The 22066-nt window shown below is 55.7% G+C and carries 23 protein-coding genes and 1 pseudogene; 10 read left to right on the top strand and 14 right to left on the bottom strand.

The window, feature by feature from the left end:
• The first annotated feature begins 101 nt into the window (after positions 1 to 101).
• The 7 genes and pseudogenes from priS (at position 102) to N5098_RS02870 (ending at position 8079) form a co-directional block, all read left to right on the top strand.
• Positions 102 to 1277 carry a DNA primase small subunit PriS gene (gene priS / locus N5098_RS02905; protein WP_267636518.1) on the top strand — a complete coding sequence of 392 codons (1176 nt, stop codon included), beginning with the start codon at positions 102 to 104 and terminating at the stop codon, positions 1275 to 1277.
• A 19-nt stretch (positions 1278 to 1296) separates the two neighbouring features.
• Positions 1297 to 2283: a hypothetical protein gene (locus tag N5098_RS02900; protein ID WP_267636197.1), complete on the top strand. Its 987-nt coding sequence runs from the start codon at positions 1297 to 1299 to the stop codon at positions 2281 to 2283.
• A 110-nt stretch (positions 2284 to 2393) separates the two neighbouring features.
• Positions 2394 to 3047, top strand: coding sequence for a hypothetical protein (locus N5098_RS02895; protein WP_267636196.1), 654 nt, complete (start codon positions 2394 to 2396; stop codon positions 3045 to 3047).
• 129 nt (positions 3048 to 3176) lie between these two features.
• Positions 3177 to 4443 (top strand): annotated as a pseudogene (locus tag N5098_RS17510) (MmgE/PrpD family protein).
• Positions 4444 to 4574: 131 nt separating this feature from the next.
• Complete coding sequence (locus N5098_RS02880) at positions 4575 to 5402, top strand: phosphosulfolactate synthase (RefSeq protein ID WP_267636193.1); 828 nt, start codon at positions 4575 to 4577, stop codon at positions 5400 to 5402.
• A 100-nt stretch (positions 5403 to 5502) separates the two neighbouring features.
• Complete coding sequence (locus N5098_RS02875; protein ID WP_267636192.1) at positions 5503 to 6120, top strand: histidine phosphatase family protein; 618 nt, start codon at positions 5503 to 5505, stop codon at positions 6118 to 6120.
• Between the two features lie 210 nt (positions 6121 to 6330).
• A complete protein-coding gene (locus tag N5098_RS02870) occupies positions 6331 to 8079 on the top strand; it encodes a helicase C-terminal domain-containing protein (protein WP_267636191.1) in 1749 nt (582 codons plus the stop codon).
• Positions 8080 to 8102: 23 nt separating this feature from the next.
• Here the strand turns inward: N5098_RS02870 and N5098_RS02865 are convergent, their stop codons facing one another.
• From N5098_RS02865 to N5098_RS02810, 12 genes are all read right to left on the bottom strand, one after another.
• Positions 8103 to 9254: a hypothetical protein gene (locus N5098_RS02865; RefSeq protein ID WP_267636190.1), complete on the bottom strand. Its 1152-nt coding sequence runs from the start codon at positions 9252 to 9254 to the stop codon at positions 8103 to 8105.
• A gap of 206 nt (positions 9255 to 9460) precedes the next feature.
• A complete protein-coding gene (locus tag N5098_RS02860) occupies positions 9461 to 10267 on the bottom strand; it encodes an arginase family protein (RefSeq protein ID WP_267636189.1) in 807 nt (268 codons plus the stop codon).
• Positions 10267 to 10644 carry a translation initiation factor IF-5A gene (locus N5098_RS02855; protein ID WP_267636188.1) on the bottom strand — a complete coding sequence of 126 codons (378 nt, stop codon included), beginning with the start codon at positions 10642 to 10644 and terminating at the stop codon, positions 10267 to 10269. The genes N5098_RS02860 and N5098_RS02855 overlap by 1 nt, the downstream gene beginning before the upstream one ends.
• A gap of 77 nt (positions 10645 to 10721) precedes the next feature.
• Positions 10722 to 12482, bottom strand: coding sequence for an ABC1 kinase family protein (locus N5098_RS02850; RefSeq protein WP_267636187.1), 1761 nt, complete (start codon positions 12480 to 12482; stop codon positions 10722 to 10724).
• A 15-nt stretch (positions 12483 to 12497) separates the two neighbouring features.
• The gene (locus N5098_RS02845) at positions 12498 to 12851 is read right to left on the bottom strand and encodes an Hsp20/alpha crystallin family protein (protein ID WP_267636186.1); all 354 of its coding nucleotides are present in this window, start codon (positions 12849 to 12851) and stop codon (positions 12498 to 12500) included.
• A 55-nt stretch (positions 12852 to 12906) separates the two neighbouring features.
• Complete coding sequence (locus tag N5098_RS02840) at positions 12907 to 13566, bottom strand: HAD family hydrolase (RefSeq protein ID WP_267636185.1); 660 nt, start codon at positions 13564 to 13566, stop codon at positions 12907 to 12909.
• Positions 13567 to 13653: 87 nt separating this feature from the next.
• A complete protein-coding gene (locus N5098_RS02835; protein WP_267636184.1) occupies positions 13654 to 14280 on the bottom strand; it encodes a hypothetical protein in 627 nt (208 codons plus the stop codon).
• Between the two features lie 12 nt (positions 14281 to 14292).
• The gene (locus N5098_RS02830) at positions 14293 to 15477 is read right to left on the bottom strand and encodes a DUF3179 domain-containing protein (RefSeq protein WP_267636183.1); all 1185 of its coding nucleotides are present in this window, start codon (positions 15475 to 15477) and stop codon (positions 14293 to 14295) included.
• Between the two features lie 93 nt (positions 15478 to 15570).
• Complete coding sequence (locus N5098_RS02825) at positions 15571 to 15849, bottom strand: 4a-hydroxytetrahydrobiopterin dehydratase (protein WP_267636182.1); 279 nt, start codon at positions 15847 to 15849, stop codon at positions 15571 to 15573.
• Between the two features lie 56 nt (positions 15850 to 15905).
• The gene (hemA, locus tag N5098_RS02820) at positions 15906 to 17243 is read right to left on the bottom strand and encodes a glutamyl-tRNA reductase (protein WP_267636181.1); all 1338 of its coding nucleotides are present in this window, start codon (positions 17241 to 17243) and stop codon (positions 15906 to 15908) included.
• Between the two features lie 227 nt (positions 17244 to 17470).
• On the bottom strand, positions 17471 to 17905 hold the full coding sequence (locus N5098_RS02815; protein WP_267636180.1) for a DUF5778 family protein: 435 nt from the start codon (positions 17903 to 17905) through the stop codon (positions 17471 to 17473).
• A gap of 131 nt (positions 17906 to 18036) precedes the next feature.
• Positions 18037 to 18231 (bottom strand): cold-shock protein, encoded by a 195-nt coding sequence (locus N5098_RS02810; RefSeq protein ID WP_092704245.1) that lies wholly within the window; start codon positions 18229 to 18231, stop codon positions 18037 to 18039.
• A gap of 119 nt (positions 18232 to 18350) precedes the next feature.
• Here N5098_RS02810 and uppS point away from each other — a divergent pair, with 119 nt between their 5' ends.
• Positions 18351 to 19271, top strand: a complete 921-nt coding sequence (uppS, locus tag N5098_RS02805) for a polyprenyl diphosphate synthase (protein WP_267636179.1) — start codon at positions 18351 to 18353, stop codon at positions 19269 to 19271.
• 3 nt (positions 19272 to 19274) lie between these two features.
• Here uppS and N5098_RS02800 read toward each other — a convergent pair whose 3' ends face one another.
• Positions 19275 to 19883, bottom strand: coding sequence for an undecaprenyl diphosphate synthase family protein (locus N5098_RS02800; protein ID WP_267636178.1), 609 nt, complete (start codon positions 19881 to 19883; stop codon positions 19275 to 19277).
• A 104-nt stretch (positions 19884 to 19987) separates the two neighbouring features.
• Between N5098_RS02800 and N5098_RS02795 the strand changes: the two genes are divergently transcribed.
• Both N5098_RS02795 and N5098_RS02790 read left to right on the top strand, forming a co-directional pair.
• On the top strand, positions 19988 to 21328 hold the full coding sequence (locus N5098_RS02795; protein WP_267636177.1) for a DUF92 domain-containing protein: 1341 nt from the start codon (positions 19988 to 19990) through the stop codon (positions 21326 to 21328).
• A 1-nt stretch (position 21329) separates the two neighbouring features.
• On the top strand, positions 21330 to 21752 hold the full coding sequence (locus N5098_RS02790) for a GNAT family N-acetyltransferase (protein ID WP_267636176.1): 423 nt from the start codon (positions 21330 to 21332) through the stop codon (positions 21750 to 21752).
• Positions 21753 to 21777: 25 nt separating this feature from the next.
• On the opposite strand, the gene N5098_RS02785 is transcribed toward N5098_RS02790, so the two are convergent.
• On the bottom strand, positions 21778 to 22044 hold the full coding sequence (locus tag N5098_RS02785; RefSeq protein ID WP_267636175.1) for a hypothetical protein: 267 nt from the start codon (positions 22042 to 22044) through the stop codon (positions 21778 to 21780).
• Positions 22045 to 22066 lie beyond the last annotated feature (22 nt).

Here is a 22066-nt window from a genome sequence, read left to right as displayed (position 1 = left end):
ATGAGACGGCTTGACCATATGGTTCCACGGGTTAATTACCGAACGGTATTGGGAGTGGCTAGATGACAAACCCTATTGTTGCTCTCGAAGTATGGGGCTACGTGAACGAGCGGACGCTTGCGTACCTGCGTGGTCGGTTCGGAGACTACTATCGTGGCACAGAAGTGGAGACGCCACCCGACGGTGACGCACGCGAATGGGGGTACGTCCCGTGGACAGCAGGACCCGGTGAGACCTACGTCCGTCATAATTCCCTGCTTGGAATGGGAGATCTTACTGACTTTCTCGTACGGGAGAGACCCAGACACGTCTACTTCTCGGCGGGTCGCTACGATGAGCCGGCCGAGGAGACGATGGACGACAAAGGTTGGCAGTCATCGGATCTTATTTTTGATCTTGACGCCGACCACCTACCCAACACCTCGCCGGAGGACAGCTATGCCGACCACCTCTCGGCGTGTAAGGACGCACTTTATCGTCTCCTCGACTTTCTCCGTGACGACTTCTCATTCGATGACATGCATCTCGTCTTTTCGGGGAGTCGCGGATATCACGTCCACGTCCGAGACGAGAATATTCAGACACTGGACAGCGACGCCCGCCGCGATATCGTCGACTATGTCAGAGGTATCGGCCTGGAATTCGATGCAGTTGTGACCGAAGAGACTGTCGATGGGACTGTTGGCCGTGAGAGTCCCGCAAGCAACCGTTATCTCCCGACAGATGCCGGCTGGGGCAAACGGATTCAACAAAAGTTGGAGTCAATGATGGCAGACATCGGTGAGATGGACGAGGATGAGGCAATCACTGCTCTTCAACAGTACGATGGTGTCGGACAGAAAAAAGCCGAGACAGCCTACCAATTTGCGCAGAACCGCTTCGTTGAAATCGAACAGGGAAACCTTTCGGCACACAACGTCTTCGAGAACCTCGCCCGAACGTTCGCGACCGAGGTTGTCGCCGAGCAAAACGCTCAGATTGACGAGCCCGTCTCAACAGATACGAACCGGCTGATTCGACTTCCAGGAAGTCTCCACGGTGGGAGCGCACTTGCAGTGACACCTATCCCAGCCGACGACCTCGATGGATTCGACCCGCTCGTCGATGCGCTTCCTGAGACGTTTCGTGGCCACGATATTGCCATCGATGTGACAGATGGTGGCGTTATCGAGCTCGGTGGCGATAGTTTTACACTGGAGGAGGGCGTTCACTCCGTTCCGGAGTACGTCGGCACGTTCCTGATGGCGAGGGGGCGTGCTGAGAAGGGGAAAGAATGACATACGAAAACGGCATACCATGGACCTAAACGAGCTACAGTCGGTGCGCGACCGCGAGCGACAGACTGACAAGCTCCAGCAGCTGCGGGAGTCGTTTTATGCCGACGCGGGCGAATTTATCCAACAGTTGCACACCGAGCGTGACCGCGCGGTCGACCGCGTGGATAACCCGTTCGACTCGCCCGAGGTTCGCCAACTCAGCGACGAAATCAAGACCGCAGAGCAGACTGTCGAGGCAATCTACGAGAAACGAGTCGGAAAAATCGTTAAGGCCGCCTCCTTTGCGGCAGCAGACCTGCCAGCGGAGGCCGACGGCATGACTGCTGAAGAGCAGGGGCTGTTCGAAAACCTCGTCAACGACATCGAAAGCAATCGCGGGCACGTCCTCGCACTGCTTGACGGCGATGAGCCGACAGCGGAATCCACAGGCGCTGGCGCTGGAAACTCAGCGGTTGGACACGCAGAGAACTCTCCTGTTACTGGGACTGGCCCTGCAGACCACACAGACAGCCCAGATACTACTTCCGAGCCCAAAGCAGGCGAGAGTGAGGGCGATGTACCAAACGGCTGGGACGACAAGTCGGATTCAACAGGGGTGACTCCCGCTGACGTGATGGGTGGCGAGACCGAGCCACCGGTTCCAGAAGCCACTACTGAGGAGCCAAAAGCGGTGCCACCACAGTCAAACAGCGGTGATACCTCGTCAGAACCGACCGAGTCATCGCCACAAGAACACGAATCAGTGCCGCCGGCGGCCGACCCTGTTGACCCCCCCGTTCGTAACGATGGCGGCACAGAAACGGCCACACAGGAGACACAGACCGAAGACGACAGCATGGAATCCACTGGTGAACTGGACCGCCAGCGTGTGCAGATGCTGGAGGGTGTCGAGACATTCCTCGGGTTTGATGACCGCGATTATGACCTCGAAGCAGACGATGTAGTCACGCTGCCAGAGACGAACGCAGATATCCTTATTGAACAGGGAGTTGCCCGCGAGCTATGAGATTTACCCTCGGGGCGGATAGGGGCTTCCTGTACTGCTGAAAGTACCTCGCGAGGGCGGCGGAACTGTACCCCAAACTGTTTTGAAACCACCCTCAGAATGTAGTCAGTATGGTTGACCCAATCGCAGTCGGAATGGTTGCTGCAGGGATTGTATTACTCTTCTCAGGTGCAGCGCTTTCGGTGTATGGTGCAGGACTGCTTGGAGCGGTTCTGGGAGGTGGTGGAGGCTATCTTATCGCGCCGACAATCGCGGGCGCTGCTGGCGTTGAAGGTCCAGCAGGGACAGCGGTAGCCGTCGCTGTCGGCGCAGTTGTCGGCGTTGGCATTACGTACGTGTTACTGTCGATGGCAATCGCGGCGATGGGTTTCCTCGTCGGAACGTACCTTGGAGTGGTTGCTGTAAACCCGGTTGTTGGCGGCGACTCGCTGCTTGTTACTGTCGGCGTTGGCGTAGGGACCGGTATCGCGCTGGCGTTTCTTGGCATGTTGCTCACACGGACGACGATGGTTATTATCACATCCTTCATTGGTGCAGCACTGGCTTCCCAGTCGATTACGGTGGATGCAATTACTGACGCTGCAGACGAGTTTCCAAATATGGACCCAATTGTCTTCGACGTCGGTGAGCCGCTGTTCGTTGGGCTGTTTGCGCTCGGTATTCTTTCACAGTTTGGACTGTTCAAGCTTGGATACGTCAGAAAGATTGCTGGGCTGTTGCCGGGTGCGAGCGTTCTCCGAGACGGCGAAAGCGCCGAGTCGTAGCGTTGCTTGTCGGTAAGCGTTTTGTCACGCCATAAAAGGCAATTTTTACGCAGAAGAGACGACACCATGACATGTTTTTAGGTAAACCTAAACAATAAACGTTTACTGTTTTTAGGCCATCCTAAAAACATGGCGAGCACTGAAACGGTCGCTAACTTTGTACAGGACGTTCACTACGACACATTCGATGACGATGTTGTCGAAGAACTCAAAAAGCGAGTGTTGGACTCTGTCGGTATCGGAGTCGGTGCACTCGGCGAGACACCCGTAGAGGTTGTGGCAGACACAGCCACCGACGTAAGTAGTGAAGGGTCCTGTGGTCTCTGGGGCCGCTCGGAGAGCGTGTCGGCATCGCAAGCAGCCATGCACAACACTGCGCTGACGCGCTATCTTGATTACATGGATTCGTTTCTTGCACCGGGAGAGACACCCCATCCAAGCGACAACATCGCAAGCGTAATTGCCTGTGGTGAGCGTGTTGATGCTTCGGGCAAAGACCTGATTGAGGCAGTAGGCGTCGCATACGAGTTACAGGGTGAGCTGGCGTGGAATGCTCCCGTCAGAGACAAAGGGTGGGACCACGTTACCCACACGGTCCTGTCAGTAGCCACAGGTTCGGGTGCGATACTTGACCTCGACCACGAACAGCTGCGCAACGCTATCGGCATTGCCGGAACAGCCCATAACGCACTNGGCCGAAAACGGCATGGAAGGGCCCAAAAACCTCTTCGAGGGACAAAAGGGATGGAAACACATCGTCAGCGGCGAGTTTGATATTGACCTCGATAGAGGTTGTGAGCGCGTGTTCGATACGATGACTAAGCGTTACGTTGCCGAAACCTATGCGCAATCGGCAGTGGAGGGTATCATTGATCTCGCCCAAAAACACGACATCAATCACGACGCTGTCGAATCAATCCATCTCGACACATTCCACGGTGCGAAGCTGATTATTGGTGGGGGAGAAGGCGACCGCCACGACGTCGAAACAAAAGCACAGGCTGACCATTCGCTCCCTTATATGCTTGCAGCGGCGCTAATCGACCGGGAGATGACAAATGACGCATACGACCCTGACCGTATCCAGCGCGACGACGTGCAGTCGTTGCTCCAGACGGTAACGGTGACAGAAGACACAGACCTGACAGACCGGTTCGAAGCCGGCGAAATGCCTGCAAACTTGACGATAACGCTCACAGATGGGACAGAACTCGAAGTCCTAAAAGATGATTTCCAGGGACATCCCAACAACCCGATGGATTGGGAACAGGTTGAAGAGAAGTTCGAAGTTATGACCCGTGACCGCTACGACGAAGAGCGACGTTCGAAAATTATCAAGACTGTCAAAAACCTCGAAACACACACCGTATCAGACCTCATAGACCTGCTAGTCTGACCGAGATACGGTTACAACGTCACCGTTTGCTGTTCTCTATGCAACCGTAGAGCTGTAAATATACCCACAACAGTTCTATTTTAGGCTAGCCTAAAAATATAAATAGGAGGCAACTGTAGCTTCTCATGTACATGTCACAGCGAGCATTCGACTTCCTACACGTCAACGAGAGGCCACAAAAGCCACGTACGAAAGGTATCACAGAGATACGCGGTCCCTACTACGACCCGATGGGACCACGAGAGTTGCGCGATATCCTCGAAACGATGGGACAGTACGTCGACATATATAAGTTCTCCGGCGGTTCCTTCGCGCTGATGGACCGAGACACTGTCGAGGAACTCATCGGAATCTGTCACGAGCACAACGTTGAGGTATCGACTGGAGGGTTCGTCGAAAACGTGCTTGTCCGAGATAACGACAAAGTAGAGGACTACGTTGCGGAGGCCAAGGCACTGGGATTCGATATTGTTGAAATCTCTAGTGGGTTTTTGGCGATCGATACCGACGACATTGTTGCACTCACCGAGCTAGTTGCGGACTACGGTCTCAAGCCAAAGCCTGAGGTCAATGTCCAGTTTGGGGCTGGTGGGGCCTCCGACCCAGACGACCTCGAACGCGAGGGCCAGCAGGACCCCTCGATGGCAATCCGAGAAGGTGAACGTCACCTCGAAGCCGGTGCGGATCTCTTGATGGTTGAAGCCGAAGGAATCACCGAAGAAGTCCACGAGTGGCGGACGGACGTGGTCTACGAGTTAGCGAACGAACTCGGCATGGAGAACCTGGTGTTTGAGGCGCCAGGCCCGGAGATGTTCGAGTGGTATGTCAAGAATTTCGGACCGAACGTAAACCTCTTTGTCGACAACTCTCAGATAGTCGAACTCGAATGTATGCGCTCGGGACTCTGGGGGAAGGCGACAAGTTGGGGTCGCACAACCACGTTCCGCCGGGAAGAGTAATACCACATAAAGTGTCGAAATCGCCAGTAGCCAGGCTACGGAGGCCGACGACCCCTCAAGCAGGAAAACGCCATGCCGGTTGGCGCTCACCCTCACAACAATGACAGAAATCGTATTGCTTCGACACGGCGAAACGGAATGGGATAAACAGAACCGGCTCCACGGGCTCGCCCCAGTGCCGCTGACGATGGCTGGTCGAGATGCTGTCGAAAGTATTGGCCGTGAGTTGGCGTCAGCCTACGAGTTCGACCGAGTATACACTGCAGGGACACGCGCCGCACGTGAGACGATTGCTCTCGTCCGTCTCGCTGGGGTTGCACACTCTGGCACCGTCGACCCAGCGTGGGGACCACGGGAGGCAGGTATCTTTCAGGGACTCGCCTACGAGGAACTCGAACTGGTGGGTGAGCGAAACACACCACGTAGCGATGTCGATGTACTTTCGTCACACCCTCGTGGTGGCGAAAACCACAATGAGGCGCGTAGGCGTGTGCTTACTAAGTGGCGCTGGCTTTGTGAGAATGCCCGCGACGAGACTGTTCTCGTTGTCACACACGACTTTCCGATTGCCACAGTTCGTGCGTCAGTTGCCGAAACCTCGACTGTGGGCAACGTAGCGGCGTATGCTCCGGGCAAATGCTCAAAGACGACCGTGAGCATTAGCGGCGACGAACAGAGCGTAAGCGAGCCCGAAATTGAACACGGCGAACTAGTCTGAGACAAGGATTACAGTACGTAGCTGTGTCACCGGCTCTGAAGTGAGGACCTCGACCACCCGTGCTTCGCTGAGGGATACGTGACAACAGAAGAGAACAGCGATTAGACACCTGTGAAATGTCGTTGCGTGTCACGTATGATATGTTGTGGATGCCCATAGAGCAACGTTCCTATCCCGGGGTTTAAGGCTGACCGAGACACCACTATCACCGTGGACCCGTCGCGCATCTTCGATGAGTTTCCAGCGCCTAGCTACCGCGGCGCGCAAAAACAGGCGCTTAGAGACATCCAGACAGCACTCACTGAGGGTAACAACGTCGTTTTAGTCCGCGCCCCGACCGGTAGTGGAAAGTCACTGCTTGCCCGCGCAATAGCCGGCTGTGCAGCGACACCCGCCGAGGTAGGGCCAGAAGAGCCAATCGGATCATATTACACGACACCACAGGTCTCTCAACTCGATGACGTAGCAAGCGACCCACTTCTCGAAGACCTGAATATCATTCGTGGAAAGAACAACTACAGCTGTATCCTTCCAGGCGAAACCTCGACGCCAGTCAACCGCGCACCATGTGTCCGTGAACGCGAATTCGACTGCCAAGTCAAACACCGCTGTCCGTACTTTTCAGACCGTGCCATCGCCGCCAACCGCTCGATTGCGGCGATGACGCTTGCCTATTTCATGCAAACGGCCGGCTCGGATGTGTTCGGCATGCGTGATGTGGTCGTGATTGATGAGGCTCATGGGCTCGGAGACTGGGCAGAAATGTATGCAACAATCGAACTCAGCCCTGATAGGGTGCCAGCCTGGAATGACGTAAAACCGGACCGAATCGCAACGCTTGACGACGCCGCTGACTACGCACAGTATCTCGTTACTATCTGTAACCGTGGATTAGAGAACTTGCGCGGGAATGTTGAGCTTTCGGCCGACGAGGTCGGAAAGCGAGACCGACTGACTGAGTTGCGCTCGGACCTATCGTGGTTCATTGAGGAGTACGAGGACCCTGAGAGTTCGACAACGTGGGTCGTCGACCAACCCGACGGCGAAGGAACACAGGTAACAATCAAGCCAATGAGCCCGGAACGATACCTCTCACACACGGTCTGGGACCGTGGCCGAACGTTTGTCTTATTATCGGCGACAATTCTCAGCCGGGAGTCGTTTTGTGCAAGCGTCGGGCTCGACCCTGATACTGTTGCACTGGTCGATGTACCCCATACATTCCCTGTCGAAAACCGCCCGCTCTACGATGTGACACAAGGAAAGATGACCTACGAACACCGCGACGAGACGCTTCCTAAGATTGCCCGGACGCTGGTTCGGCTCATGCAACGACACCCAGATGAGAAAGGGCTCGTCCATTGTCATTCATACGCAATACAGGAGCGATTGGAGACGCTACTCGGTGAGTTTGGCGTCAGCCAACGAGTTCGTAGCCACAGTACGGAGGATCGCGATGGGCAACTTGAAGCGTGGAAGCGAAGCGATGAGCCGACGGTCTTTCTATCGGTCAAAATGGAGGAAGCACTAGATCTTGAAGGCGACCTGTGTCGCTGGCAGTTGCTCTGTAAAGCACCGTATCCAAACACGCGAGACTCACGGGTCGAACACCGACTCGAAGAGGGCCAATGGGGGTGGTACTACCGCACAGCACTCAGGACGGTGATTCAGGCCTGTGGTCGTGTTGTCCGTTCGCCGGACGACTACGGCGCGACGTATCTTGGAGACACCTCACTGGTCGACCTCTTCGAACGAGCACGGACGGATATGCCCCACTGGTTCGCCGACCAAGTTGACCGAATGGAGCGACCGACCTTGCCGACATTTTCACCGGACAAGGCAGTACAAGAGACACGTGACGGCCGGCAGTCGTTCCAGAAAGAAAAACGGCGTTCGGGAACGCGCTCGACAAGTGAGCGCAAACGCGACCACCCGCTCTCAGATGTCTGGGGCGAGTAACGAGATCGCTAGCGCTCTGGCTCTTACTCCTTCTCGGGGCGGTATAGTTTCCCATTTCGCTCGTCAAGTAGGTCCTTGTCGACAGCAAGGTCGATGACCTCAGCACACTCTGATTCGGCAAGGTCGTAGGCGTTGGCGGCGACGACAATAATCTCTTCGCGGTTGACCGGAAACTCACGGTTTTGTAACATGCGCATGACTCTGTTGTACTCAAGCGCGGAGATTGTCGTCTCAGACGGTGTCTGGTCCGACTCTCTCTCACCGCCATCACCTGTCCCGGATTGCTCAGCTGTCGGTTGGCTATCAACTGTGCTATCCTCTTGTCTCCCCTCAGTCGCCGGCACTTCATTCGACCCGTCTTCTGCTTGCATTGAGGGAGTATCCGACTCAATCGAGTCGGCTGTCGATTCTGATGGGTCGCTCTCTGCTGTCGAGTGGGCTGTATCGTCGGCAGTGTTGGGTTCGCGTTCTGTATCGATGGCCTCCTCAGAACCAAGTTGACTGTCGGTATCCTCGGCCAGTGCTCCAGTTTCAGCTTCAGTCAGGGTGTCAGCCGCTGTGCTGTCTCCATCCGAACCAAGCGGGTCGTCCTCGAGGAACTCGTCATCCTCGAATGGGTCGTCAAGCTCCTCGCCGAGCGTCTCATTCCCAAGGTTATTCTTGCTGGCCAGCTCAGCATCTGCTTGCATATCACTACCCTGTTCAGCAGTCGTCGCCTCACTAGTTTGTTCCCCAACAGCGGTCTTCACTCTGTCTTTTTTGTCGACAGCTGTTTCATCTTTGTTTGGTTCCGTGCTCTCAGTTACAGTCTCACTCTCACTATCGGCTTTGGTGGTGTCGTGTGGTTCGCCGGCTTCGGTTGAACTCGTATCCGTCAACGAGTCGGTCGGAGTGTAGTCGTGTTCATCCCCGGCCAACCCCGAATCAGCGTCGCTCGATGTGGAGTCCTGTACAACAGTCCTGTCGTCTGCTGTCGTCGTGGCACCAGTCGGGTCAGTGACTGGTGTAAGCGACCCCTGCCCGGCAGCTTCGAGGACGATGCCGAGTTTTTCCTTACAAGACGAACAAAGTGTCACTGTCGTCTGGTTCGACGAAGAGTCATCCGAAAGGTCGTAGCTCTGTACCGGATTCTCCAGTGCAATCCCACAGAAGTAACACGAAGAGAGATGGTCCATACTCCAAAAAGTGACCTGTCGACTCAAAAACCCAGCGCCAAGAGACTCAGGTTATCATGTTTTTTTGTTACCTAATAACAGTACCTAATCAACCGTCAGTAGCTGTACGAAAACACTCATCCTAGCCGCTGTGTGCGATTACCCAGTGGTATGCACTAAGAGCTTAGCAGGTCATCGAAGCTGACAGGAAAGCTGAATCTCACTGCTTAGTTACTATCAGCGTGAGCAAAGACGAACGCACGGAGCAGTTTCGCCGCAAGCGTGGCAGCCTGTCCGTTATCACGGTCGTTGACTTCCACGATATCGAAGCCAGCACAGTGTGGGGCAACCTCTCGTAGCACCTTGTGCATCGTCTGTGGCTCCAACCCGAACGGTTCCGGGGTCCCCGTTCCCGGGGCGAATCCAGGGTCAGCAGCGTCGATATCCACACTTAGATAAACATCGTCGCTGTCGAGTGATGGCGTCCACGCTGGGACTTCTTGGGGCGGGATAACCGTTATCCGGTCGTCCATCTCTACGCGGCTCCAGCCGTCTTCGCTACCGGCACGCGCCCCGAGTAACACTACCTCATCGACGACATCGAGCGCGTGGTGTGTCACTGTCGCGTGGTTTAGCGGGTTCCCGGCGTAGGATTCCCGCAAGTCGAGGTGCGCATCGAGACAGATGTAGGTATCCGGCTCAACTCCACGGAATCCCGCGAGTGAAACAGTGTGTTCACCACCCAACACCACTGGGACAGTGTCTTCCTCACAGTAATCACGAACAGTCCCCTCTAGAAAGTGGAGGTATTCTTCGGCATCATCTCCCGGCCGGACTGGCCCATGGTCGTGGACTGAGAGGTTGGTAAAGCGTTGGCTGGTATGATGGTCGTAATCAGAAAATGCTTCAGCGACGTGTGAGAGGAGCCGAGGCCCGAATCTAGTGCCTGGCTGAAATGTCGTCGACACATCTAGCGGTGCACCGACAAGCGCGTACGCTGCCTCGTTTCTATCGGCCACCGCTCCCGGAAACATCAGATAATTTTGCGCTGGTCCTCGTGTTCGAGGAACTCGATTTCATCGTCGGGAGCGAGGTCAACTTCGTCGTTTTCAACCCGCATCACGAAATTATCGTAGGTTTCGAGGTCCATCACCTGAATCTCACCGTCACGCACGTCGAGAACCTGTCCCTGCTTACGGTTGATAATTGGCACCCAGATCTTCGCGTCGACAGGCTGAGAGAGCGAGCGTTTCTGGCCGTCGTAGACGCCGGTTGCCTCGATTCGTGCCTTCGCACTACCGTGCTTTCCGGGCTTTGCGGTACTGTAGCCTGTTATTTCACACGGCACTTCCTCAATCATTACGTAACTCCCTTCGTCAAGTTCCCGAACTTCTGTCTGCTGTTTTGCCATGTGGCTCGGTAAACTACCTGTGAGTATAAACGGTTTGGAATCAAGTCGCCCCAGTCCTCTCTGTTGGTATCGGCGGTCTACTGGGAGGAGCCACTCTCTTGGGTCCTATCTAGAATTCGGGAATCGACCTGTTCGGTCTCCGTCGAAGGGACAGCAACACCAATCTGTCCACTGTCACTGCTGCCGTCGTCACGGTCACGCATCCGCTGACGAGTGAACTGTGGCTGTCCTTTGAGCGTCCGAGACTTGGTAAACGACCGATAGAGAAGAACACCAAACGCGACTGTCACAGCTCCGAACACCCAAGTCAGCGGAAATGCCTCGAAGACATAAAGAATCGTACTCGACACGACACCAGCCGTCATCAACAACCCGATAACAAGGCGCTTTGCGAGCAAATCAAAGTAGTTTCTGTCGTCTTGCAGTTCCGCAGTCACACGGACACTGTCTCGCTCGACTTTATCTAAGACTGACTCCAGTTTCGGAGGAATACGTACGGCAGATGCTGTCGACTCACGGAGTTGTTCACCCTGGTCACCGATATACTCCCGGACGCCTTCCTCGACGTACCCTTCCTCGCCAAGATACGAGGTCGCCACCGTAATGAAATCAAATTCAGGGTCGAGAGTGACACAGACACCCTCGACAACAGTCGCAACTCGCAAGACGAGCGCGAGATTCGGAGGCAACCGAAGTGGGAACTCGTAGATTGTATCTTCAAGTTGCTGGACAATTTGCTGGACGCGATACTGCTCTACTTCCTCACCACTTGCGTCCTGAATCGCCAGTTCAGCGACTTCGGCCATCAGTTGGCGGTCGGCCTCTGGCGAGAGCGTCCCCATCTCGATGAGGGCATCGAGAATTGCGTCGATATCGCGACGAGCAATTGCCCCATAAAAGGCGACGATACGGTCCTGGATGAACGGGTCAACGTACCCGCTCATCCCAAAGTCATAGAAGACAAGCGCACCGTCCTCGGTGACTGCGAGATTGCCCGGATGCGGGTCTGCATGGAAAACGCCGTCGTCGATAATCATCTGAAGATAGATGCGCTGAAGGCGCTCTGCTAGCTCTGACCGGTCCAGTCCATGCTCGTCGATACGGTTGAGGTCCGTGATTTTTGTGCCGCCGATGTACTCCATCGTGAGCACGCGCCCGGTAGAGTGACTCTCCTTGATTGCCGGGATACGAACGTCGTCGTTGTCTGCAAAGTTTTCTTGGATTTCTCCCAGCATCTTCGCCTCCCGCTCGTAGTCCATCTCCTCGCGGATTGTTTTCGCGAACTCGTCGGCAAGGGTTTCGAGTGAAAACGACCGTGCTTCATCGACGAACCGCATCAGAAGGGGCAGTGACCAGCGAATGACCTGCAGGTCAGACTCGACAAGCGTCTCGACGCCGGGTCGGCGAACCTTCACCGCAACCGGTTCATTATTGAGACGGGCGATGTAGACCTGTCCGAGGCTGGCACCGCTTATCGAGTCGGTGTCGAAGTCGTCGAATTCTGTCTCAACCGGCCCGACATCGGCTTCGAGTACCGCTTTTGCTTCCTCCCAGTCCGCAGGCGGGACATCGTCTTGCAGTCGGGAGAACTCCGAGAGATACTCCGGGGGTAGGATGTCTGGCCGGGTCGAAAGCAACTGACCGAGTTTGATGAACGTCGGGCCAAGCGTAATCAACGAATCAAGCAGCGTAGCCGCGCGCTTGCGGCGTTGCTCGGCGCTAACCTCCCGCGAACTGCCAAACAGCAGGAACCGGCGGCGGTCGCGGGCATATGCCACCAACAGTGGCAGGAACTGCCAGAAGACGACCACGAACCGCCGGTATGCTCGTAGATTCACCGACACCACACTTCTCTACTCCGTCACGGGAATCGTCGTTGTGGTTGTAGCGGTGTGTTTGGGCACGGTGAGTTCGAGAACACCATCCTCTAGCGAGGCCTCGGCGTCCTCACCCGTCGCATCCATTGGAAGCGGGAACTCGAAGGAGAGTTCCGTCTCTCTCCGTTCAACAACAGGTTCGAACCCGGCCGGGGCCGCCTGCGTTCGGGACGCCGCAACCGAAAGGAGCCCATGGTCGACCGATAGCTCAATGTCCCCGACACCTACGCCAGGAACGTCGAGTACGAGTATATATGCGTCGTCGCTCTCCAGTACATCGCCAAAGACGGCGTCGGGAAGTTCCCGCAACGCCTCACGGAGCGCTGACATATGAGACTGTTAGGACGCAGGAGCGAAAAACCCCCCGGTGTCTACCGAGGGCATGTTACAGATTCCGAAGAGTTGAGACCCGCCTGTCGGCTCCCATCGAGAGGACCTCCCCCTCGTCTCGAAGACGTGGACTGAGCCGCTCGTAGACGCGTCGCCGGACATGGACTGAGTCGAGACCCGCATTCTGTGCAGCTCCGATATCCTGTGGGTCATCACCGACGAGTACACCCACATGGCCGTTCTGTCCCACACCAAGGTCATCCATTGCCCGCTGTACGGGTTCTGGGTCTGGTTTCCAGCCAGTCTCGTCAGTACAGCAGACGACGGTGTCGAACCAGTCTTCGATGTCGAGTGCAGAAAGAACCGGTCTAGTAAGATACTCCTGACAATGTGTCACGACACCGACTGGCCCGTCGAGTTCTGGAACGAACGATGATGCGTCGTCGTAGAGATATGTTGCTGCTGCCCGGGTCTCGGGTTGTTCAATCTCATGAAAAGTATCCCAGAACGTCTCTCGCTCGATAAGCTTCTCGGCGAGCAGGTCGTTTCGCGCTTGGCCGATGCCGTACCAGAGCAACTCTGCTTCGCGGTCGGTAAAAGATGCGTCGAGCTTTTGTCCAACTTTTTCAAACACGTCGTAGATGTACGGCTGCTCAATGTCGACCAGCGTCCCGTCGAGATCGAGTAACCAGAAGTCGTATTCAGCACTATCCATCGGATTTTGTTTCTAGGCACCAAACGAGCTAAGTACCTTGTGCCTGATATGGCGGTATTTTTTGCTTATTAGCCAGGTTTCGAGCAATTACGTAACCGCTGTCGGGTCAACGGACCCGGCAACATAGACGAGGCTACCCAGTAGTAACACGACACTAACTGGAAGGAGCCAGCTAAACGCCGTCAGCAAGAGGCCGCTCATCTGGAGACCAAAGACGACAGCGATAACGGGGGCACAGCAGGTACTTCCGGCCAACAACGCCGGCACTGACGCAAGAAGACCGCTACCTGCGCCGAGACCACAGGCCGCCGGCTGGGTCACTGCGAGATAGGTGAGCGACAGGTTCAGCCCAACAAGCGAAGCGAGGAACAGTCCGATAAGCGTGTTAATCGGCGAAACCGTCCACGTGAGGACCCCCAACTCGACGAACGCAATAGCCTCGTAGCTGAACTGGCCTGGTCCCTGCTCAAACATGAGCGAGAGTGGTTCGGACACCGGAACACTCCAGCTGAACCCAGCACTCACGTTGTACGCAATATCGTTCATCATATACAGGAAGATAGACAGATATCCGACCACGAGACCAAAGAATATCGCGACGGTGTCTCTGCGTGTCAGGAGTCCAACTGACAGCGACCCTGTCAGATACAGGCGGTGTTTGACGCTACTTGGAATCTCTCGTATCCACATGAATCGTTGTCTGTTGCGTGTCATTGAATGATTGACCTATGCTACGATTGTTGTCTCTGGGTAGTAGCCGTACCACGAGAACCACAGCACGTCGAACGCGTTAACGGACGTGAGTGGGAGCTCATCAGCCGCGTGAATCGTGCTATCAGGTCCTTCGTAGCCGTCGTCAGTCGCGTCGAACATGACCCCTTCGTCGTTGCGATATACCCACGCCGAGTCGAGTTGTTCGTGGTATGCAGCGAGATATGGAGTACCATCGACAGTTGTCTCTAACAGCCGCCTGTCGCGAAGCGAGTCCTTCAGGAATCCGACCGCACCGTCCCCGCTTCTGGCACCGATGAACACGTCTTTTGGGTGGTACTCATCGTTCTCGTGCCGAGGTGCAAACAGTGTGTTACTGTCGCTGTAGTAGCCGCTTGGAGGGTTGTAGCTGCCGTAGGGGTCCGAGCCGTAGTTCCTGACCCGGCCCGTGTCTTCTGTTAGCACTTGTGTATCTGGATACGCCTCCTTCCATCGACCCCATGTCGTCCACGTTACCTGAAACTCCCTGAGACGGAGCCCGTTTCGCTCGCCCAGTGGGCTGACTGGGTGAATCTGTGGCCACCACGAGTCAGTGTTGCGGTCATACATGATGAGGTTGCTGTTTACCAGCATGCCCGAAACACCAAGCTCAACGCCGCCACGCTCGAACCCGAGTACAGAACCCGTGAGCGGACAGTAGGTGACACCCACGCTCCTGTCACCAAACGTGTCGTTAACGACTTCATGGAAGACGAGAATGTACTGCGGGTAGGCTTTTTGGATCCCATCAATCTCGACGCCAAACACCGGATCACCGTCATCCATGTTCTCGTCACCCAGAGAAGCGTCGTCGAAGCTCGGCTCATCGATAGAAGGGATGCCGTCTTTCGGGACGCCCCCGCTGATAGCATCTTCTTCGAGCGCTGTCAGTTCGTACGGGACCGAAATTTCTGGGTCTTTTAGTGGGAGGGTTCCGTCACTTTCCGAGTCGTCACTCGGACCAGTGACATCGGCAGATTCGACAGACTCGTCAGACGCCGCGGCCGGCGTCCAAGCATTCTCTTGAACGTTTTCAGCACTGTGCCGAGCGTCGTCACGGGCATCGGAATCGTCGCCCGAGAGTACGTCAGTACACCCCGCAAGGAGAGTCATGCCCCCGGTTGCTGTCGTGAGAAATGCCCGTCGGGAACTGGAATCCATACCGTGATGTCAGCGCGCAAACCGATTAAAACACAGCCGGTCGTGCTACTGAGACACACAACCGGTCGGAGTGAACCGACAGCTGTCGCCGGATTACTCGTAGATATCGTTGAACCGCTCGGCCAGTTGCATGTCGTTTTCTGTGATTCCGCCGGCGTCGTGTGTCGTGAGCCTGACTTCGACCGAGCCGTAGGTGATTGTTATTTCAGGATGATGCCAGGCGTCCTCTGCGACGCCACCTGCGCCGGCCGCAAACCCAACGCCGTCAAGATAAGAGTCGAACTCGTACGTTCGCACGATTTCTGTTCCCTCACGATTCCATCCTTTAGGGAGTTTTTCCTCGATTTCTTCGTCCGAAAGTAGATCTGCCATGCTATCGTAATGGTCGGATGCCAGCCTCAAAACAGTTCGGCCGCTGATGTTGGCAGTCAGTCGTCGGATTGCTCTGCAAAGTTCGCGGGAAGCTGGTCACGAACACTCTCGGGAATCTCGTCGAGGTCCATTTCGTCGACAAAGGCCGGTGCGCTCTCGAAATTCGGGTCGAACAGTTGGAGGGCGGTCTGGATAGTCGACCAGTCATCCTCTTCAGCAGCGTCCCGCAAGCTGTTGGTCGGCGGGGCGAGCAGTTGGTTCACCACTGAGTCAGCCATCGCCTCGACGACAGCGCGCTGGTCTTCGTCGAAATCAGCCTTCTCGAAAGCTGTCTCTAACTCAGCGGCTTTGATGCGCTCGGCACTTTCGTACATCGACGAGATGACCGTATCTGCACGCTTTCGCTTGTAGCCAGCCATCAGCCGAGAGAACTCCTCTTCGACAATTTCCTCGACACGAACGGCAGCCTCGTGTCGCATCTCTCGTGTCTTATCAGTCACCGATTCGAGTTTATCGAGGTCATAGATACGAAGGTGGTCGAACGTGTCGGCCACCGGTGGAATGTCTCGTGGGCGCGTGATATCAACGATAAACGTCTCGCCGATTTCTCGGCACGCGTTCGGCTCCAGTATCCAACTCGGGCTTCCTGTTGCCGAGATAGCCACGTCAGCGGCGGCCAGCCGGCCAGAGAGCGAGTCGATGCCTGCCGCCTCGACGGTGGTCTTCTGTGTCTCAATTGTTGACACAACCTGCTGTGCGCGTTCGACTGTTCGGTTAGCAAGAAGAAGTTCGTCGACACGACCGACAAGATGTTTTGCGGCGAGTGTCCCCATTTCACCGGCACCGACAACGACGGCTCTAGTACCATGTAGCCCATGCGTTTCAGCGGCGAGTTTGACAGCCGCACTGGCAATCGAAACGACACCATCGTTGATTGCCGTCTCCGTCCGTGCACGTTCGCCGACTCTGATTGCTTTGGTAACCGCATCGTCGAGAATCGGACCGATACCGCTTGCTCGGCGTGCGGTTTCGTAGGCATCTCGGACCTGTCCGAGAATCTGGTCTTCGCCGACAACCATCGATTCGAGACCACCGGCGACACGGAGCAAGTGGCGAAGGCTTTCTTCGTGGTCCATCTGGCGAGCTAGTTTCCAGGCGTCGGCGTGTTGGATCGCTTTGAGGGCTCGCTGGCCCGCCGACTGGTCACTGGTAACAACATATGCTTCAATTCGGTTGCACGTCTGCATGACGAACGCTTCGGTCACGCTTGGCTCGGCGAGCAGTGTCTCGACTGCCTCGGACTCGCTTTCAAGCGATGCCGATTCCAGCTGGTCGAGCGATGCTTCGTGGTGTGACACGCCCGCTCCAACAATGAGAGTTTGGTCAGTCATCATACAGACTCACCACGGTACAGAAAGCGTTCGTCCACGGGTTCGTCACTGACTTTTGACTCCTCCTATCTAAAGCCTTCCAAACGCCCCGAAACGAACTCGCCGTGTAATACATAGAAGTGTATACTCTCTTCTCTGACCTGCATTGGTTTAAAAATCTCGCAGTGTCCCAACTTTTGAAGATACCACTTACAGCGGGCGATATTCGCCTCTTGAAAATGCCAGTTGCGTTATGTCCCAACAGCCTCATCAGGACTGTCAGCGTCACCACGAACGTACATCACGTCGTATCCTCTCTCACCGAGCGTGGACAGAAGCGCTTCTGTCTCAATGCTGGCCTCAAAATAAATCACGATATCGAACGAGCCATCACGGAGTAGTTGCTGACACTCCCAGACGAACTTCTCGTCATCAAGGGTAAGCCCCTGGTGTTGGTTCGAAGCATACTCAGTGTCATCGGTTCCCGAGTAAACGAACGTGTCGCGTGGGTCGTGGCCAGCGTGGTCCGCGATTATTTCTCCAATTTTGACCGTCTGTTGGTGCATCTCCGGCTCCTGATCGTTTGCCAGCGATGTCTCGACCACCAGTCCATCAAGGTCGATATCACCCGGCTGTAACAGCTCCCACGTCCGCCGGACGAGGTCAGACTCCAGTGTCTCTTCCATATCTGTCTCTACGCGCCGCTGGTCAAAGGGGTCACGATTTGAAGAATGCAGGTGAGCGGCTCCCGTTGGAGCTACCGGACACTACACCTGCGGTGGTTCTGGAATAACCAGAGCGATACCGCTGGTCGCGTCTACAAGCGCTCGAGGTTCTTTGCTCGTGGGCCCTTGTCGGCTTCGACGATTTCGAATTCGACTTCCTGCCCCTCTTCCAGGTCAGGACCGCCGACGTCTTCCATGTGGAAGAACACGTCTTCGTCTGCATCTTCTGTATCGATGAAACCGTAGCCGCCAGTGTCGTTGAAGAAATCAACCGTACCTTCTGCCATTGCGCTTAAGCAGACGCAGCGGATGTATTAAAAGCCTATGGTCCCTCACCCAAGAGCGTGCTGCTAGGCTAGTTAACGCAAAACTCTTACCCGAAGAATGGTTAGTCTGTGTGAGACGAATGTTGCCCAGTCTGCGTGAGTGGACCGGTTCCCTGTATGAACATATTCTTGAGCGTGAAATTTCTAAAACGCCGACACATGTCGCTGTTATTCAGGATGGGAACCGCCGATACGCAAGCCAGCACGGCGGTGAGCCAAGCGACGGTCATCGAGCGGGTGCCAAAACGACCGAGGCTCTGCTGGAGTGGTGTGATGAGCTAGATGTCGAAGAAGTAACGCTGTACACGTTCTCGACGGAAAACTTCGACAGACCAAAGCAGCAACGCGAGGAGTTGTTCGACCTCGTCGCCTCGAAGCTACGCGAGTTCGCCGACGCCGACCGCGTTCATGATCAAGAAGTTCGTATCCGTGCTATTGGTGAAACCCATCGCCTCCCCGACCGGGTACAAGATGCAATCGCCTACGCACGAGACCAGACTGAAGAATACGACCGACTCCTATTGAATATTGCACTCGCATACGGCGGTCGGGCCGAGATGCTTACGGCCGCCCGGACGATTGCCCAAGAGGTAGCCGACAACGAGCTAGACACGGACAGTATTGGCGTCACTACCGTCGAGAAGGCGCTGTACGACGGCCCGACTCATGATGTTGATCTGATTGTCAGAAGCGGTGGCGACGAGCGAACATCGAATTTCCTTCCCTGGCAGGCCAACGGAAACGAGGCGGCCGTCTACTTCTCGACGCCGTACTGGCCCGAGTTTAGTAGGATTGATTTCCTCCGGAGCATCCGAACATACGAACACCGCGAGCGCTCGTGGCGGCAGACCCGTGCTCGGCGCGCCCGCGAACTGCTTCATGCGCTTGGAACAGAGTCCTGTCCAGATGCCAGACAGACATTCAATCGGTTCCGGAGCGCGCTACCGGTTGCAGAGCAGGAACATCCTGATGATATGCAGGATAAAGAAGTCGTCGACTGACAGTTACTCACCGAATCGACGCTGACGGTCCTGATACTCACGGAGTGCGCGCAAGTAGTCACGTTTGCGGACGTTGCGCCAGTTAACATCACTAAAGTACAGTTCCGAGTATACCGACTGCCAAATCATGAAATCCGAGAGACGTTCTGCACCAGTCTTGATGACGAGATCCGGGGCTGTCGGGAATATCAGACCGCGCTCGATATCTTCCTCTGTGACATCTTCCGGGTCGAGATGGCCTGCCTCGACATCCTCCGCGATGGCTTGAACAGCAGTCGCAAACTCATGTTTGCCACCCAGCCCAATGCTGACCTGAACGGGTGTCTCAGCCTGACTCTCATCATCCGGTGTGCGGACTGCAAGCTCGTGGGGCGTATCGACGTGTTGGAACTCCCGTTCGAGCGTTGGAATGGCCTCCTCGTCGAGCACACTGACATAGACGACGACCTGTTTGGCACCGTACTCGAATGCCCACTGCAGAAAGGCAGACATTGACGTGTAGGCTCCGTCTTCGAGCAGGTCACGTTCCGTGATGACGAGCGCGACTGTCTCCGGTAGCTCCTCGTCGGCGAATCGGACTCTGCTTGCGAGATACCTGTCGTAGAGTCCCACAAAGCAGAGTGTGTTGGGCCACTCTGAAATACCCTTGTTCTTGGCTGACCAGTCTTCGGACAGGTTCGGAAAGCGTAAGTGCCACTCGGGAATATCGGACGATTGTGACAACTGCAGTCCGGCGCGCAGTCGCATTCGCGCTGGTTGGCTGTCTCGCACTCGTTGGGCCATGGGTACTCGGGGTTCAGGAGCCGGCAGTAGCGACTGTCGCTGCAATCGGCCCGTTTCTGCTTGTGGCCGCACTTGCGCTCACTGCGGGACCGGAGAATACCCTCTTCGAACTGTTCGCACGTCCCGCCGACCGGCGCAATGGATCGCTCTATGGTCTAGCAGTGTTCTCGCTTGCGGCGGCGGCACTGGCAACCCTTACCGTCGGCTTTGGGATGCCAACATCTGTCTATGTCGGGACAATTCTGCTGCTCGTTTTTGGCAACCTCGGCGGGCAAGTTGTCCGAGCATATAAATACGAACAGGTGAGGGCGACAGCAGGGTTTGTCTTCGCCGGCTTTCTGGCGGCCTCAGCCGGGCAGTTCCTTGCCGTTCAGTTGACGACTGAGTCGGTCAGCGCTCCGCTGGCTGCGTTTCTCGCTGCCAGTGGTTCCCTCTTTGCTGCGCTTCTCCAGCAGTTGCTATACCAGCGTGACGACGCACTCGTAATGGTGGCTGTCGCGATGATGCTCTGGTTGTTCTCGACGCTGCCCCTCGAGATTTCAGTAACCCGTATCACCGTCGCACTAGCCGTCACCATCATCCTCGGATACACTTCGTATACGCTCGAAACAGCATCGCTCCCTGGTATGCTCACTGGAGTCTTGTTGGGGCTGTTGACTATTGTTCTTGGAGACTATGCGTGGTTTGCAATGCTTATTGCTTTTTTCGGTATTGGGGGGCTCTCCTCAAAGTTCCGTTTCGACCGGAAACTCGACCGTGGCATCGCACAGGAAAATGAGGGTGCACGCGGGACAGGAAACGTGCTCGCCAACTCGCTGGTCGCGCTAGTTGCAGTACTTGCAGGAGCTGTCAGTACTGAGTATGACGTCTCACAGGCGGTGTTTTTCTATGCATTCGCCGGTGCAGTGGGTGCCGCTCTCGCCGACACACTCTCCAGTGAGATTGGCGGCCTCTATGACAATCCACGACTCGTCACCACTCTAGAAGTCGTCGAACCCGGAACTGACGGCGCTGTCACCTGGCAAGGAGAACTAATCGGTCTCCTCGGAGCGGCTCTGGTCGCGAGTATTGGCTGGTTTGCATTCGACGAGGTGGCAACTCTTGGCGCGGGTGTTATCGTCTTTGCCGGCGTCATTGGGATGACAGTCGACAGCTTCCTCGGTGCAACTCTCGAAGGGCGATTCCTCGGGAATCAAGGCGTCAACTTCCTTGCAACAGTTGCCGCAGCAATCGTCGGTGCCGGACTTGCAGGAATGCTCAACCTACCACTCTAATATGGTAGAGATACGACAAGGCCGTCCAGCCGACCATCCCACACTACGAACCATCCAGAAGCAGACGCTTGCAGAGCCTTCACCAGAGTTGCTTGGCACTGCGGTCCACGGGCCACCTGAACTACTCGTCGCGGACGATGGGGAGCCCATCGGATACACACTCTTTATCGCTGGCAACGAGGAAGCAATTCTGTTAGAGATTGCTGTCGCGCCACCTCGGCAAGGAAACGGAATTGGCTCTACACTCATCACAGAGACTTGTTTATATCTGGATGAGCTGTGCATCGAGAGAGTGAGGCTGACAGCACATGCCGCTGATGACAGGGCAAAGCAGTTCTATAAGCGCCACGGCTTCGAGAGTGAAGACTACTTGACAGGGTATTTTGAGTCAGGAGACGCCGTTTTATTTTCTCGGGACATCTGAGCCATAGTCATCACGTTGTCATAGATTATGGCTTCAATGGTAGCTCCGCCACACCATCAGTCCGCATCACTTCGCGATTCCGGTCGGGCCACTCGGCTAACCGCTTTCGAAGCAACTCGCCAGTTTCGGTTTCAGGGTCGTACAGACCGAGAGTTGCAGTGATACTCAACAGTAACCAGCCGCCGTAGCCGACGACCACGGTGAGAGGAACCATGACAACAATCGAGACAGAAAGCCGAACGAACCGCTCGATAAACGCCTCATCGCTGGTATTCTGATTTTCCTCACCCATAGTCGCCATTACGGCAGATATT

It is taken from the genome of Halovenus rubra (assembly GCF_026586665.1).
GTDB classification, from domain to species: domain Archaea; phylum Halobacteriota; class Halobacteria; order Halobacteriales; family Haloarculaceae; genus Halovenus; species Halovenus rubra.
Note: the sequence above shows the minus strand (reverse complement) of the source record. Positions and strands in the feature narration are given on the sequence as shown.